Annotated in this window: 15 protein-coding genes and 1 tRNA gene; 7 read left to right on the top strand and 9 right to left on the bottom strand. The window is 70.9% G+C overall.

Features of this window, described 5'->3' with window-relative positions:
• Positions 1-309: 309 nt before the first annotated feature.
• Complete coding sequence (locus tag B7438_RS20555; protein ID WP_179150799.1) at positions 310-465, top strand: hypothetical protein; 156 nt, start codon at positions 310-312, stop codon at positions 463-465.
• A 6-nt stretch (positions 466-471) separates the two neighbouring features.
• On the opposite strand, the gene mscL is transcribed toward B7438_RS20555, so the two are convergent.
• Genes mscL through B7438_RS11900 form a run of 3 tightly spaced genes read right to left on the bottom strand, consistent with a single transcriptional unit; the run spans position 472 to position 1929 of the window.
• Complete coding sequence (gene mscL / locus B7438_RS11910; RefSeq protein ID WP_085369811.1) at positions 472-900, bottom strand: large conductance mechanosensitive channel protein MscL; 429 nt, start codon at positions 898-900, stop codon at positions 472-474.
• Between the two features lie 45 nt (positions 901-945).
• A complete protein-coding gene (locus B7438_RS11905) occupies positions 946-1290 on the bottom strand; it encodes an FmdB family zinc ribbon protein (RefSeq protein ID WP_085369810.1) in 345 nt (114 codons plus the stop codon).
• A 54-nt stretch (positions 1291-1344) separates the two neighbouring features.
• Complete coding sequence (locus B7438_RS11900) at positions 1345-1929, bottom strand: 5-formyltetrahydrofolate cyclo-ligase (protein ID WP_085369809.1); 585 nt, start codon at positions 1927-1929, stop codon at positions 1345-1347.
• 59 nt (positions 1930-1988) lie between these two features.
• Here B7438_RS11900 and galU point away from each other — a divergent pair, with 59 nt between their 5' ends.
• The 4 genes from galU (at position 1989) to B7438_RS11880 (ending at position 4990) form a co-directional block, all read left to right on the top strand.
• Entirely contained in the window at positions 1989-2978 is a 990-nt protein-coding gene (galU, locus tag B7438_RS11895) for a UTP--glucose-1-phosphate uridylyltransferase GalU (RefSeq protein WP_085369808.1), read from the top strand.
• Between the two features lie 22 nt (positions 2979-3000).
• Positions 3001-3663, top strand: a complete 663-nt coding sequence (locus tag B7438_RS11890) for a GNAT family N-acetyltransferase (RefSeq protein WP_085369807.1) — start codon at positions 3001-3003, stop codon at positions 3661-3663.
• Between the two features lie 132 nt (positions 3664-3795).
• Positions 3796-4866 (top strand): hypothetical protein, encoded by a 1071-nt coding sequence (locus B7438_RS11885; RefSeq protein WP_085369806.1) that lies wholly within the window; start codon positions 3796-3798, stop codon positions 4864-4866.
• A 51-nt stretch (positions 4867-4917) separates the two neighbouring features.
• A tRNA-Ala gene (locus B7438_RS11880) sits at positions 4918-4990 on the top strand.
• Positions 4991-5072: 82 nt separating this feature from the next.
• Here the strand turns inward: B7438_RS11880 and B7438_RS11875 are convergent.
• Entirely contained in the window at positions 5073-5693 is a 621-nt protein-coding gene (locus B7438_RS11875) for a LysE/ArgO family amino acid transporter (protein ID WP_085369805.1), read from the bottom strand.
• A 69-nt stretch (positions 5694-5762) separates the two neighbouring features.
• On the opposite strand from B7438_RS11875, the gene B7438_RS11870 reads away from it, so the two are divergent.
• On the top strand, positions 5763-6662 hold the full coding sequence (locus B7438_RS11870) for a LysR family transcriptional regulator ArgP (RefSeq protein WP_085369804.1): 900 nt from the start codon (positions 5763-5765) through the stop codon (positions 6660-6662).
• A 51-nt stretch (positions 6663-6713) separates the two neighbouring features.
• Here the strand turns inward: B7438_RS11870 and B7438_RS11865 are convergent, their stop codons facing one another.
• Together B7438_RS11865 and B7438_RS11860 are read right to left on the bottom strand one after the other, a co-directional pair.
• Entirely contained in the window at positions 6714-7874 is a 1161-nt protein-coding gene (locus tag B7438_RS11865; RefSeq protein ID WP_085369803.1) for an epoxide hydrolase family protein, read from the bottom strand.
• Between the two features lie 89 nt (positions 7875-7963).
• Complete coding sequence (locus B7438_RS11860; RefSeq protein ID WP_085369802.1) at positions 7964-10843, bottom strand: aminotransferase; 2880 nt, start codon at positions 10841-10843, stop codon at positions 7964-7966.
• Between the two features lie 97 nt (positions 10844-10940).
• On the opposite strand from B7438_RS11860, the gene B7438_RS11855 reads away from it, so the two are divergent.
• Positions 10941-11324, top strand: a complete 384-nt coding sequence (locus B7438_RS11855) for a DUF3054 domain-containing protein (protein WP_256921998.1) — start codon at positions 10941-10943, stop codon at positions 11322-11324.
• Between the two features lie 71 nt (positions 11325-11395).
• Here B7438_RS11855 and B7438_RS11850 read toward each other — a convergent pair whose 3' ends face one another.
• Genes B7438_RS11850 through B7438_RS11840 form a run of 3 tightly spaced genes read right to left on the bottom strand, consistent with a single transcriptional unit; the run spans position 11396 to position 14951 of the window.
• Positions 11396-12667 (bottom strand): DUF445 domain-containing protein, encoded by a 1272-nt coding sequence (locus tag B7438_RS11850; protein WP_085369801.1) that lies wholly within the window; start codon positions 12665-12667, stop codon positions 11396-11398.
• Positions 12664-13776, bottom strand: a complete 1113-nt coding sequence (locus B7438_RS11845) for an aminopeptidase P family protein (RefSeq protein WP_085369800.1) — start codon at positions 13774-13776, stop codon at positions 12664-12666. The genes B7438_RS11850 and B7438_RS11845 overlap by 4 nt, the downstream gene beginning before the upstream one ends.
• Positions 13773-14951 carry an acyl-CoA dehydrogenase family protein gene (locus B7438_RS11840; protein ID WP_085369799.1) on the bottom strand — a complete coding sequence of 393 codons (1179 nt, stop codon included), beginning with the start codon at positions 14949-14951 and terminating at the stop codon, positions 13773-13775. The genes B7438_RS11845 and B7438_RS11840 overlap by 4 nt, the downstream gene beginning before the upstream one ends.
• Positions 14952-14981 lie beyond the last annotated feature (30 nt).

Below are 14981 nucleotides of genomic sequence, written 5' to 3'. Positions count from 1 at the left end.
TCCGGGTAAGGTCGCTGCGACCGCAGCGGAACGTTCATCCCGTCAGGCCTAGCATCATTCTCGGGTACCATAGTTCATATGCCAGATATCGAGCAGGCTGACTATGAGCGAATGTTCGAGGAGTGGGACGCGTCGGAAGACAAAGCGGTGTGGGAGCACACTCACGCCGATTGCCTGCGCTAGCCACAGGAGGTCCCGGATTAGCGCGAGTTGGTTGCCGCTTTTCGCGGTCTAGACGTGGCGAGGGCGGTGTTCGATCGCGGCTACCCTGGGAGGGTGAGCGAGACGGGCAGGCGGAAGCATCGGCGGGTGCAGGTGGGTGCCGCGCCCGGGACCGATCCTGAGCCGCAGAGCGGGCAGGCCGGCGGGCCGCAGCGCGCGTCGGAGGACACCGACCGGGCGTGGAACGACCGGGGGGACAGCAACGACGAGCGGCTGCGGCAGGACGTTCCGCCGCACTGGTGACGCGCGCTACTCGGCGTGCTTTCCCGATGCGGACGGCGGGGCGGCCTGGGTCTGCAGCAGGTCGCGGATCTCGGTGAGCAGGTCGAGCTCGGTGATTGGGGCATCCGGTTCGACGACGCCCTGGTTGCGGAGCTTCTGCGCGCGGTTCTTCGCGAGGTTGATCGGGTAGACGAAGACGAAGTAGACGACGACCGCGATGATCAGGAACTGGATGATCGCGCCAAGCACCGCACCGAACTTGATCTGCGCGTCGCCGATGGTGAGGACCAGCGCATTGGTCAGATCGCTCGTCTTCGCGAACGCCCCGATGATCGGGTTGAAGATGTTCGTGACGATCGAGTTCACCACGGCCGTGAACGCAGCGCCGATGACGACCGCGACGGCCAGGTCGATCACGTTTCCGCGGAGGATGAACTCCTTGAATCCTTTGAGCATGGCCGGTTCCTTTCGAAAGGCTGGTGGTGCAGGGATCGAGGGGGACTAGCTGGACGACGTGGAGGCGGCCGGAGCGCTGGACGAGCCGGAGGAGGACGAACCGGAGCCGGACGAGGACGAGCCGGACGAGGACGACCCGGAAGAAGAGGAACCGGATGACGACGAACCGGATCCCGACGACGACGACCCCGAGCCCGTGCTGGAGCTCTTCGTCCCGCGCGAGTCCGTGCGGTAGAACCCGGACCCGTTGAACGTCACGCCGACCGCGCCGAACACCTTGCGCAGGCTGCCGCCGCAGGTGGGGCAGACGGTGAGCGCATCGTCGGTGAACGCCTGCTGGATGTCGAAGGCGGTCCCGCAGTCGCGGCACGAGTACGAATAGGTGGGCATTGTGTCAGGCTCCGGGATAGTCGGGGTGTCGGGCGGGTTCGCCCGGTGCTGCTGTCACGAGAACTGGACGATCCTGGTCGGGGTGACCGCGCCGTCGACCGGTTGGTCGTGTCGTTCGCGGGGCACCTCGTCGACCAGCTCGGCGTCGAACAGCACAGCGTACACCGGGGGACATTTTTCCATGCTGCCGAGGGTCTTGTCGAAATAGCCTCTGCCCCAGCCCATCCGCATCCCGGAGGCGTCGACGGCGGCGGCGGGGATCACGATCAGGTCCACGTCGTTGATGGCGATCGGGCCGAGCAGCTCGCCGACGGCCTCCGGCATCCCGAACAGGCCTTCCGTCTCCGTCTCGCCGTCGCCGGTCGTCCAGTCGAGCAGGCCGTCCTCCCGCGAGATGGGCAGCAGTACCCGGATGCCCTGGGCGTGCATCCAGTTGAGGAACGGGCGGGTGTCCGGCTCGATCGGCGTGGACAGGTAGCAGGCGACGGAGCGTGCGGAGAGGTCGGTCGCGAGGTCGGTGAGGTTGCGGGTGATCCCCGCGGTCGCTGCAGCACGCTCGGTGCTGGTGAGGTTCTGTCGTCGTTCACGCAGTTCGGCGCGCAGTGCGCGCTTGCGATGGGCGGCAGTATCCGAATCCATAAGGGCAATCCTAAGAGATTGCATCCGGGGGTGCCGCGAATTGCCGATACCCTGAGCAGATGGCAACGCACGTCACTAAAGCAGTCATTCCAGCTGCGGGCCTCGGCACCCGCTTCCTTCCGGCCACCAAGGCCATGCCGAAGGAGATGCTCCCCGTCGTCGACAAGCCCGCCATCCAGTACGTGGTCGAGGAGGCGGTGGATGCGGGGCTCCACGATGTCCTGATGATCACCGGGCGCAACAAGAACGCGCTCGAGAACCACTTCGACCGCAACGCGGAGCTGGAGGAGACCCTCACCAGGAAGGGCGACACCGACCGCCTCGAGAAGGTCAACTACTCCACGGCTCTCGCCGACATGCACTACGTCCGTCAGGGCGACCCCAAGGGCCTCGGCCACGCCGTGCTGCGCGCGAAGATGCACGTGGGCCGCGAACCGTTCGCCGTGCTCCTCGGCGACGACATCATCGACTCGCGCGACGAACTGCTGTCCAGGATGCTCGAGGTGCAGCAGGAGCGGAACACCACCGTCGTCGCACTGCTCGAGGTCGACCCCAGCCAGATCCACCTGTACGGCGCCGCCGCCGTGGAGGAGACAGAGGACGACGACGTGGTGCGGATCACCGGCCTCGTCGAGAAGCCGGACCGCGAGCACGCGCCGTCGAACTACGCGATCATCGGACGCTACGTGCTGCGCCCGGAGGTCTTCGACGTGCTGGAGAAGACGGAGCCGGGCAAGGGTGGCGAGATCCAGCTGACGGATGCGCTGCAGTCGATGGCGCAGGCGCCGGACTGGACGGGCGGCGTCTACGGCGTCGTCTTCCGCGGCCGCCGGTACGACACCGGCGACCGTCTCGACTACATCAAGGCGATCGTGCAGCTCGCGTCCGACCGCGAAGACCTCGGACCGGACCTGCGCCCGTGGCTCCGCGAGTTCGCGGCAGGCCTCGACGACGAGCCGGACGAGGTCCTGCCCGAGATGCCCGCCGAGCCCGCTGAGCCGCTGGAGTCCGCAGAGCCGGCGGAGTCCGTCGCCGACGCGGCCCGCTAGCCACACCGAGAAGGAGAGGTCCGTGGCGATCGTCGTACCGTCACTCAGCGAGGGCAAGGTCGGCCTCCGGCCCATCCGGCTCCGCGACGCCCGCGGTCTGGAGCGTTCCCTGCTCGACAACCGCAGCTGGCTGCGCCAGTGGGAAGCGACCAGCCCGTATGCGCCGATGTCGTTCGACACGCGGTCGAGCATCCGGTCGTTGCTCGCGAACGCGCGCGCAGGGCACGGGCTGCCGTTCATCGTCGAGTACGACGGGCAGCTCGCCGGTCAGCTCAACGTGTCGTCGATCACCTACGGTTCGCTGTCGAGTGCGACGATCGGCTACTGGGTGTCCGAGGAGTTCGCCGGTCGCAACATCACGCCGACGGCGGTCGCGCTCGCCACGGACTACTGCTTCTACCAGCTGGGCCTGCACAGGATGGAGATCTGCATCCGCCCGGAGAACGGCCCGAGCCTGCGCGTGGTCGAGAAGCTCGGCTTCCGCTACGAGGGGCTGCGCCGCCGATACATCCACATCAACGGCGACTGGCGCGACCACTTCTGCTTCGGCCTGGTCACCGAGGAGCTGACCCAGGGCGTGCTGCGCCGCTGGCTCGACGGCAACGCCCCACTGGATGCGGCGAGCATCCCGGCCGAGGACAGGGCGGCCGCGGCGATCCCGCTGCCGATCGCCCGCCAGCGCTGACCGAACGCTGCATCGCTGGTCGAACGCTGCAGTGCTGACCGAACGCTGCATCGGGCCTGAAAGAACTCTCCATCGCGAACACACCCGGCGCGCTGCCGGGGCGCCGGACGCGCTGCCCCCTACCGTAGAGGCATGACTGGGGACGTGATGGGCGGTGGGGTGGTCGTAGCCATCGCCGCTGCGCTGTGGCTGGCCTATCTCATCCCGGTGTGGCTGCGCAGGCGAGAGTACCTGGCGACGGAACGCAACGCGGTGAGGCTGCAGCAGACGCTGCGCATCCTCGCGGAGACGAGCGAGGTGCCGGAGCAGGTGCGCATGGAGGCGACGGCCCGTACCGTCGCCGAGCAGCAGCGCATCCTGAAGCGTGCGGAGCAGAAGAAGCTCGCCGAGGCGCGTGCCGCCGCCGCTGCGCACGCCCGCCGCGAGCAGGCCATCGCCGAGGAGGAGCGCCGCATCGCCGAAGAGGCGGAGGCGGCAGCCTCGCAGGCCATCGCCCTCGAACGCGCGGCCCGCGCCGCCGCCGCGCAGCGCGCCCGCGTGCTCGCTGCGGCCACCGCCGTGCCGAAACTGTCCCCGCAGCGCCGCCGCCGTCTGCGCCGCTCCCGCGGGCTGAGCACGCTGGTGCTCGTCGCCTCCGTGATCGGCGGCATCGTCGGGACGGCCACGCTGGTCTCCACCGGCGCCTGGCTCACCCTCGCGGTCTCTGCCGTCGTCGGCATCCTGGCCATCGGGATGCTCGTCCGCCTCGCCGGCGCAGAGAACGCCGCGACCGCCTCGGCCGCGGTCCCGCTGGCCGCCCCGATCGCGCCCGCGCTCTACGACGACGCCCAGCACGACGTGCAGGAGGTCAGGGCTCCCCGCCAGGAGAGCTGGACGCCGCGCCCGCTGCCGAAGCCGCTGCACCTGTCCCGTGGCACCATCGCGGCCACCGCGATGGCGTCCATCGACGCGGCCACCGAGCTCCGCCGGTCCGCTGCGCGGGCCGAGGTGGAGCGCAAGGCGGGGGAGCGCGCGCCTGCGCCGACGCCGCTGCGCCCGGTGGCTGTCGCACCCGCTGCTGCGCCTGCCGTGGCCGCTGCGCCTGTCGCCATCGCGCCCGTGCAGGAGCCGAGCCGCTACGCCAGCATGGGCCTCCTCGACGACCTCGACACCAACGCGATCGACCTCGACGCCGTCCTCCGCAGGCGACGCGCCGCGAGCTAGCCCGATTCGATTTCGACCCCCGCGGGGTGCTATCGTTTCAGAGCAGTTCACGGGGCTATGGCGCAGTTGGTAGCGCGCTTCGTTCGCATCGAAGAGGTCAGGAGTTCGAATCTCCTTAGCTCCACCGGAACAGCGAGGGCCGCACTTCATCGAAGTGCGGCCCTTCTGCTTTTCCTGCGCCGTGTCGCGCGCCTTCTCCCCGCCGCTCACACCACCAGCAGCACCGCCAGCACCACCATCAGCACCGCGATCGCGCCGTCCAGGATGCGCCACGCCAGCGGCCGCGCGAAGACCGGCGCGAGATAGCGGGCTCCAAAGCCGAGCATCCCGAACCAGAGGATGCTGGCGGTGACGGCGCCCGCGCCGAACACCCAGCGGCCCGGGTCGCCGTGGGAGGCGCTGAGCGAGCCGAGGAGCAGGACCGTGTCGAGGTAGACGTGCGGGTTCAGCCAGGTGAGGGCGAGGCAGGTGCCGACCGCCGCGAGCAGGGTGGCGGACGGGGCGGCGGCGCCGTCCGGGTCGAGGCGCTCCGGGCGGAGGGCGCGGCGGGCGGCGAAGACGGCGTAGAGCAGCAGGAAGGCGAATCCCGCCCAGCGGATGATTTCAAGCGCGACGGGCGCGGAGCGGATGATCGCGCCGATCCCTGCGACGCCGGCGGCGATCAGGACGGCGTCGCTGGCGATGCAGATCAGCACGATCGGCAGCACGTGCTCGCGCCGCAGTCCCTGGCGCAGCACGTATGCGTTCTGCGCGCCGATCGCGATGATGAGGGAGGCGCCCGCGCCGAGGCCGGTGACGAAGATGGCGAGGGAGGAGGCGGGGGTCACAGGTTCGAGACTAGGCAGCGGAGTAGCTTCAGGGAAGCTAATGATTCTTACGAACCATTAGCATGGCTGATGATGGATGCCAGCACCGATCAGCTCCGCACGCTGGCCGCGGTCATCGACCACGGCACCTTCGACCGCGCCGCCGCCGCGCTGCACATCACCCCGTCCGCCGTCAGCCAGCGGATGCGCGCCCTCGAATCGCAGACCGGCCGCGTGCTCGTGCGGCGCAGCAAGCCGATCGAGCCGACCGCCGCCGGGCGCATCCTCCTCACACTGGCCAGGCAGGTCGCGCTGCTCGAGAGCGAGGCAGTGGATGCGCTCGGCGCCGACGAGGCGGGCACGGGGCCGGGCGGTGCTGGAGTCGCCCCGCGCATCCCGCTGGTGGTGAACGCCGACTCGCTGGCCACCTGGGTGCTGCCTGCGCTGGCCGAGGTGCACGGTGTCGCGTTCGACATCGTGCTGGACGACCAGGAGCACACCCTCGACCGGCTGCGCGACGGCACGGCGATGGCCGCGATCAGTTCCGACAGGGAGCCGGTGCAGGGCTGCACCGTCACGAGACTCGGCGCGATGCGCTACCGGGCGGCGGCGAGCCCGGCGTTCGTCGCGCGGTGGCTGCCGGACGGTTGGACGCCCTCCGCGATGGCCGCGGCGCCGATGCTGGTGTTCGACAGGAAGGATGCGCTGCAGGACAGATACCTGGCCGCCCGGGCGCCGGACGCGCATCCATCCCGGCACTACGTCCCCGCGTCGGCGGAGTTCGTGCGGGCGGCGGAACTGGGCCTCGGCTGGGGGATGCTCCCCGACCTGCAGACGGCGGAGCAGCTGGCCGACGGGCGCCTCGTGGTGCTCGACGACGCCGCGCCGCTCGAGGTTCCGCTGTATTGGCACCAGTGGTCGCTGCAGTCGACCACGCTCGCCGCCGTCGCCTCGACGCTCGCAGCCGCGGCGCAGACGGCGCTGCGCTGACGGCGCTGCGCTGACGCCTGCCGCTCGCGAGCCGCCCAGAGGCAGGTCGCCCTACGCCGTCGCGCGCACGATCTGAAAGAAGGTGCGCATGTCGGCCGCCACCAGCTCGGGGGTCTGCTTCGCGGTGAAGTGCCCGCCGGTGGGCAGGTCGTTCCAGAACCGGATGTCGGTGTACGTGCGCTCGGCGTAGCTGCGCGGGAAGCCGCGCTCCCCGTACTGGATGGACACCCCGACCGGAACGTGGATGCGCGGCATCGGGGTTTCCTGCGCGTCGTCGAAGTATGCGCGGAACGAGGTGCCGATCGTTCCGGTGAACCAGTAGAGCGCGATCGTGGTGAGCAGCTCGTCGGTGGTCCACCAGGTGTGCAGGTCGTCCGACCCGCTCCACTCGCGGAACTTCTCCAGCAGCCAGGCCGCGAGCCCGGCGGGGGAGTCCGTCAGGCCGACCGCGAGGGTGTCCGGCCTGGTCGACTGCTGGGCCGAGTATGCGCTGGCCCTCGCCCACTTGTCGCCCAGCCAGGTGACGAAGGCCTGCTCGTCGTCGGTGAGGTCTGCTGCGCGCTCCTTCGGCGGGAACGCGGCGTGCGTGGCGAACAGGCCGAGCACCGACTCCGGATGCAGGGCGGCGAGGCGGTCGCTGGTCCAGGTGCCGACGTCTTCTCCGTATGTGGCGTAGCGCTGGTAGCCGAGCACGTCGGTCATCAGCGTGTGCCAGCGCTCTGCGACGGCGGTCGAGACGAACGGCTCGGCCAGCGGCTCGGAGAACCCGAACCCCGGCAGCGACGGCACGACCACGTCGAAGGTCTGCCCCGAACCGTCGTCGCGGCTCAGCAGCTCGGCGAGCGGCAGCATCTCGATGAACGAGTACGGCCAGCCGTGGCTCAGCACGATCGGGATGGGGTCTTCCGCTCCGGATCGACGCTGCCCGCGCAGGTGCGCGAAGTGCACGACGTCACCGCCGATCACGGAGGTGAACTGCGGGATCGCGTTCAGGCGCGCTTCCGCCGCGCGCCAGTCGTAGTCGTCGCGCCACGTGTCCAGGAGCGTGCGGAGGGTCGGCAGGTCGACGCCCGCCGCCCACGGCGCCGCCGGCGTCTGCACGGGGTAGCGGGTGCGGGAGAGTCGCGAGCGCAGGTCGGCGATGTCGTCGTCCGGCACGGCGATGCGGAACGGCTCTGCGGGGGTGAAGGAGACGGCTGACGAGGCGACCATCCGCCCAGCGTATTCCCGGCCACCGACACCGCCGCGGCCGCCACCGACGCCGCCACCGACGCCGCCACAGCCGCCGCTACCGCCCCGCCTCAGAGCGTCGCGAGCACCAGATCCAGTGCATCCACGAACCGGTCGGCGCTCTCACGCGTGATGCAGAGCGGCGGCTTGATCTTGAGGACGTTCTTGTGGTCGCCCGTCGGCTGCACCACGCATCCCTCCGCCAGCATCCTGTCGCAGATCGTCGCCGCCTCCTCCGTGGCCGGTTCGAGCGTCTCGCGGTCGCGCACCAGTTCGACGCCGAGGTAGAGCCCCAGCCCGTGCACAGCGCCGATCAGGGCGTGCCGGTCGCCGAGCGCGCGCAGCCGCGCAGCGAGGTGGTCGCCGACCTCCGCGGCGTTCCGTTGCAGCTCCTCGTCGCGCATGATGTCGAGCACGGTCAGCCCGACGGTCGCGCTGACCGGGCTGCCGCCCGCCGACGAGAAGAAGCTGCCCTCCGCGGCGAACGAGTCCGCGATGGCCTTCGTGGTGATCACGGCGCCGAGCGGGTGCCCGTTGCCCATCGCCTTAGCCACCGTGATGATGTCCGGCACGACGTCCTGCTGCTCCGAACCCCAGAAGTAGTGCCCGAGCCTCCCGTAGCCGACCTGCACCTCGTCCGCGATGCACACGCCCCCGCGATCCCGGATGCGCTGGTACACGCCGCGCAGGTAGCCGTCCGGCAGCATCACCCCGCCGGCGTTGCCGAACACCGGCTCCGCGATGAACCCGGCGACGGACTGGCCGGAGGCGTCCAGGGCGGCGAGGTCCGCATCCAGGTCGGCCAGGTATGCCGGGGTGGAGTCCGCGCCCCGGTGGCGCCCGCGGAAGGTGTGCGGCGACGCGACCAGCTTCACCCAGTCGGGCCGGGTCTCGAGCGCGCGGGGGTTGTCCCCGATGGACGACGACACCGCATCCGCCCCGACCGTCCAGCCGTGGTACGCCTCGGTGACCGCGAGGATGGTCCGCCGTCCGGTGTGCGTCTGCGCCAGCCGCAGCGCCAGGTCGACGGCCTCGCTGCCGCTGTTCACCAGGAACACGGTGTCGAGCGGTGCGGGCGCGAGTTCGGCGAGGCGCGACGTGAACCGGGCGAGCTCCTCGTAGTGGAACCGCGAGTTCGTGTTGAGCAGCGCCCATTGGTCGCGCACCGCTTCGACGAGCCGGGGATGCGCGTGGCCGACGGCGGTGACGTTGTTCACCATGTCGATATAGCTCTGCCCGCGCGTGTCGATCAGGTGGTGCCGCCAGCCGCGCTCGATCAGCGGCGGCTCGGCGAAGTAGTGCTCCTGCACGGCGGCGAAGGTGTCGTCGCGGCGGGCGAGGGCGAGCTGCTCATCGCTCTCCGGCGCTGCCAGGTCGGCGCCGAACAGGGCGGACGGGTCCGGCGCGATCTCCTCCCACAGCCGGCGCGGGATGGCCGGGGTGACGAACGCGGGTGGGCGGCGCCCGCGCAGGCGGCTCAGCTGCACCGTGAGGGTGACGGCCGCGCCGATGCTCTCGCCGGCCGCCACCCGTGCGGTGGTGAGCGGACGGCTCAGCCCGTCGAGCCAGAGGTCGGCGTCGCCGCCGCGCAGCCGCCACGAGCCGTCCACGAGGGCGAGTTCTCCGGGGAACGGGGCGGCGATCTCGACCCCGCCCGGCGCATCCAGTGTCACGGCCAGCGCGCGGGTCGCCGACGCGGCGCTGCGGTCGATGGTCGCCCGGGTGATCCGATGCTCGGCGTAGCGGGTGACGGCGTGGCCGTGCGCGCGGCAGACGGCGGAGAGCACCTCAGTCTCAGCGTCGTGGTCGAGCCAGCGGCCGGCGTCGAGCGCGCGCGACGTGACGGAGAGGTCGGCGAGGTGCCGCTGGTCGGTCGACAGGGGGACGAGGGGAGCTTCGACGCCCACGACGCCGGTGGATGCGCGCTCCAGCCGCCAGCGCAGCGCCGCCTCGAACTCGTCCGGATCGATCCGCCGGGCGAGGTCGAACGCCAGCCACTCGTGCGCGCGGTTCTCGTCGGCGTACCGGTTGTCGCCGTCGAGCGCGACCTGCTGCTCACCGCTGACCACGAGGACGGCCCCGCGCAGCAGCACGAGCGGCCAGAGCGCGGCCAGGTCGGCGTCGTCGAGCGGGGACTCCGCCGCGAACGCCTCTGCGACATCCAGAACGGCGAGCGGGTCGGCGGGGACGTGGTGCAGCGCGCTCGTGACGGTGGCGGCCAGTTCGCCGACCAGCCAGCCGTCCGCGACGTCGCCGAAGTCGATCACGCCGGCGCCGTCCGCACCGCCCGCCAGCACGATGTTGTCGTCCGTCACATCCCCGTGCACCGCCTGCACGCGCAGCCGCGAGCGCAGCGGTGCCAGCCGGGCGAGCGCCGCGTCGGTCGCCGCCCGCACCGTGGCGCGCTTCGCCGGGTCGGCGACATGCTCGATGAGGAGGTCGACCACCTCGCCGCCGATCCGCGCATCCCATTGCGTCGTGCGGGCGAGCCCGGGATGCCGGAGCGGCGCCAGCCCGGCGGCCACCGCTCCTGCGAGTGTGCCGAGAGTGCGCAGCTGTTCCCTGGACGGTTCGGCCACGCCGGTGAGCGGTTCGCCGTCGAGGTAGCCGAGCATCCGGACGAGCAGCGTCTCGCCGTGCAGCTCCACCGCCACCAGGTCGCCGCCGTCCCGTGCGGGCACCACCTCCGGGATGCGCAGCCCCGACCCGGCGAGCGTCGCCATCGCCGCGTTCTGGGCGTGCAGCTCATCGGCCGAGAACACCGGATTGGCGAGCTTCAGCACGTAGCGGGCGGTTCCGGAGTCGATGAGGAAGTTGCGGTCCTGCTGGCTGCCGAGCTCGGTCGCCGACCCCTGCACACCGAAGTGATCCGCCGCGATGGCGACCGCGTCGTCTGCGGTCACGTGCGGCCGGGGGAGGGACGGCTGGGCGAGGAAGTCGAAGTTGGGCACGGGGGACTCCAGGGCTCGGCGTCAGGGTGACGACAGTCTAGTGACGGCGGGCCAGCATCCAGGCAATGCACGGGTGTCCGCGCGTAGCATCAACCCCGTGAAATCCTGGAAGACTCCGCTGCTGGCGTTCGTCGTCGACGCCGCGCTCGTGCTGGTCTTCGTGCTCATCGGTCGCCGCAGTCACGCGGAGGCGGCGAGCTTCACCGGGATCGTCGACACATACTGGCCGTTCCTCGTCGGGCTGCTCGGCGGCTGGCTGGTGACCATCGCCTGGCGACGTCCGCTCGCGATCCTCTGGCCGGGCATCCCGGTCTGGCTGATGACCGTCGCACTCGGGATGCTCATCCGCACCTCGGTCGGGCAGGGCATCGAGCCGAGCTTCATCGTGGTGGCGACCATCGTGCTCGGGGTGTTCCTCGTCGGCTGGCGCCTGCTCGCGCTGCCGTTGGTCCGGCGCCGCCGCCGCGCGCTCGCGCGCTAGCGCGTAACGAGACTCCAGTAACTGCGCCGCATCCCGGGCGTTTCGCGACAGATGGGGGCATCTCGCCGCGGCTAGGCGGGGAGCAGGGCCGTTGCGATGGTGAAGATGGCGAGCCCGGCGAGCGAGCCGACCACCGTGCCGTTGATGCGGATGAACTGCAGGTCCTTGCCCACCTGCAGCTCGATCTTCTCGGTGGTCTCGCTCGGATCCCACGCCGTGACCGTGTCGCTGATGACGCTCGCGATGTCGTGCCGGTACGTCGCGACCAGGTGCACGGCGGCGTCGGTGAGCCAGGTGTTGACCTTCGCGCCGAGCTCCCGGTCGGCGGCGAGTCGGGCTCCTGCGTCGGCCAGGGCCGCCTGGGCACGCAGCCGCAGTTCGCTCTCCGGGTCGGCCAGCGCATCCACGGCCGCCGCCTTGGCCGCCTGCCAGGCCGAGCCGGCCAGCTCGCGCACCCGGGGGTCGTCGAACGCGTGCTGCTTGGCGGCCTCGAGCTTGGCGATGGTCGCCGGGTCGTGCTGCAGGCGGTCGACCAGCTCGGCGAGGTAGCCATCGATGGCGGCGCGGAGCTTGTGCTGCCGGTCCGAACGCACCTCCGCGATGAACCGACGCACCTCCGTGTACACGCGGTCGTCCACCAGCCGGTCGACGAACGACGGCAGCCAGGACGGCAGGCGGGCCGAGACCACCGCGCCGAACGCATCCGGGTTGGCGGCGATCCAGTCGTCCAGCCGGTCGATCACCAGATCGACGGCTTCGTGATGACCACCGGAGTCCAGGATGCGCGCGCCCAGCCTGCCGATCGGCGGCGCCCACTCCGGCTCGATCAGGTGCGTGCGGACGACCGCCTCGATGGCGTCCCGCATGGTCTCGTCGTCGAGCATCGTCGCCAGCCCGCGCACCGCGGTCGACGCCTCGCCGACCACCCGGCGCGCGTTCTCCGGCTTCGCCACCCAGGCGCCGAGCGCCCCGGCGATGTCGATCGAGCCGAGCTTGCCGGCGACCACCTCGTCGGAGAGGAAGTTGGTCTCCACGAACTCACCGAGGCTCGCGCCGATCTCGTCCTTGCGGTTCGGGATGATCGCCGTGTGCGGGATGCGCAGCCCGAGCGGGTGCCGGAACAGCGCCGTCACCGCGAACCAGTCGGCGAGCGCGCCGACCATGCCGCCCTCCGCCGCCGCGCGCACGTAGCCGAGCCAGGCGAACCTGCTCTGCAGCGTGAACGCCACGACGAAGATCACCGCCATCAGCACGAACAGGCCGGTGGCGATCAGCTTCATCCTGCGCAGCGCCCTCAGCCGCTCGGCGTCGGACGGGCTCAGGATGCGCGTGGCCGCTGTCACTGGACGATGTGCAGCTCGCGGCTGGTGTTGTTGAGCCTCCGCGCGCCGGTCTCGGTGGCCACGACGATGTCCTCGATGCGCACCCCGAACCGCCCAGGCAGGTAGATGCCCGGCTCGATGGAGAAGCACATCCCGGCCTCGATCGGCCGCTCCTCGCCCTCCACCATGTACGGCGGCTCGTGCGTGGTCATGCCGATGCCGTGGCCGACGCGGTGGATGAAGTACTCGCCGTATCCGGCATCCCGGATCACCGCGCGCGCCGCACGGTCGATCTCCTGGCAGGCGACGCCCACCTCGACCGCCTCGAACGCGGCCTGCTGGGCGCGCTTGACGGTCTCGAACACCGTGCGCTCCTCGTCCGTCGGCTCCCCGACGTGGACCGTGCGGGTGGTGTCCGAGCCGTAGCCGTCCATGATGCCGCCGAAGTCCAGGACGACCATGTCGCCGTGCTCGATGGTGCGGTCGCCCGCCTCATGGTGCGGGTTGGCGCCGTTCGGGCCGCTGCCGACCACGGTGAAGTCGACCTGCGAGTGGCCGTGTTCGCGCAGCAGCCTGGCGAGGTCGGCCGCCACCTCGTTCTCCGTGCGTCCCTCGAAGCGCACGGACACGATCTGCTCGAAGGTCGCGTCCGCTGCAGCTCCCGCCGCGGCGAGCCGCTCGACCTCGTCGGCGCCCTTGACGGCGCGGAGCATGGGGAGCGCGTGCGAGATCGACTCGAACCGCGCATCCGGGAGCTTCTGCTGCAGCGCGAGCAGGTGCATCGCCCAGGCGGCGTCGGAGATCGCGTATCGTCCGTCCGGCTTCAGGAGGGCGGCGGTCGGCACGTATTCGTCCGTGCCGTCCGACCAGTCGACGAAGCGCACGGCGGGGGCTGCGCGGGTGGCGGCGGCGCTGTCGTGCTCGAGGATCGGGACGATCATGGTGGGCTCGCCGTCAGCGGGGACCACCAGCATCGTGATGCGCTCGGTGGTGGCGATCGGGAGGTAGTCGGCGAAGTACGCGAGATCGGGGCCGGGCGCGATGAGCAGACCGTCGAATCCGGCGGCGGCGGCGCTCCGTGCCCCTCGCTTCAGCCGCTCGGCGTAGTCCTCGGCGGTGTTCTGCGTCATGCTGTCCCTTTCGTGGTCTCGTCGGCCGGCCCGAGCCAGGCGTTCGCGACGGTGGAGTGCGCGGACTCGTCGTCCGACGGGTGGAAGATGCCGGCGAGCACGTCGCGGTACAACCGGCCGAGCTCGTTCCCGGCGAAGTAGGTGGACCCTCCGGACACCCGGATGGCCTGGTCGACCACCTGCCTCGCGGTCTCGGTGGCGCGGACCTTCAGGCCGACGAGCTTGGGGAACCACTGCGCTCCGTGGTCGGCCTGCCGGTCCACATCCCGGGCGATCGCGTCGAGCTGCGGCAGCAGAGCATCCTGGGCGATAGCGGCGTCCGCCACCCTCCACCGGATGTCCGGGTCTGACGCGTAGCTGCGCCCGTCGTTCTTGAGGCTCGTCCTGCGGTGCGCGGCGGCGACGGCGAGGTCGAGCGCGCGGGCGCCGATGCCGGTGTACACGGCCGCGAGCAGGATCTCGAAGTTGGCGAAGATCGCGAAGACGAGCGGGTCGGGGTTGGGGCCGGGATCGAGGCGGCGGACGATCCGGTCGGCGGGGGAGGCCGCGCCGTCGAGCACGGTCGTGTTGGACTGGCTGGCGCGCATCCCGAGCGTGTTCCAGTCCTCCCGGATGCTGAAACCGCCGCCGTCGCGGTTGATGAAGCCGTAGACGATCTTCGGTGCGTCCGCGCTCGTCGTGTCGAGGCCCATCGTGCCGAGCCGCGTCCAGGCGGGGGAGAGCGAGGTGAAGATCTTGGTGCCGTGGAAGCGGTACGAGCCGTCCTGTTGCGGCCGGGCGTCGGTGGTCGAGCCGAACAGCACGAGGTCGTTGCCCGCCTCGCTCAGGCCGAACGCGAACACCTCACCGGCGCCCGCCTCGCGCAGCAGGAAGTCGAGGGAGGAGTCTCCCCGGTCGTGCAAAACCTTGGCGACGCCGGTCCAGACGAGGTGCATGTTGACCGCGAGCGCCGTGGCCGGGGCAGCGCCCGCGAGGCGCACCTGTTCCCTCGCCACGCGTTCGAGGCCGAGGCCGAGGCCGCCGAACTCGGCGGGGACCAGCGCTTTCAGGTATCGGGCCTCGACCAGTTCGGCGAAGTCGTCGGCGAAGAACGCGTTCTCGGCGTCGTAGCCGGCGGCGCGGGAGCGGATGCGCTCCAGCAGCTCGTCGCTCAGCAGGGGGATGTGCTCGGTCACGCCTTCAGCCTAGGTGAGCGTGACCGAGCG

It is taken from the genome of Leifsonia sp. NCR5 (assembly GCF_002105485.1).
Lineage (GTDB): Bacteria > Actinomycetota > Actinomycetes > Actinomycetales > Microbacteriaceae > Leifsonia.
The sequence above is the reverse complement of the archived record's forward strand: the minus strand, read 5'-3'. Positions and strand labels throughout refer to the sequence as shown.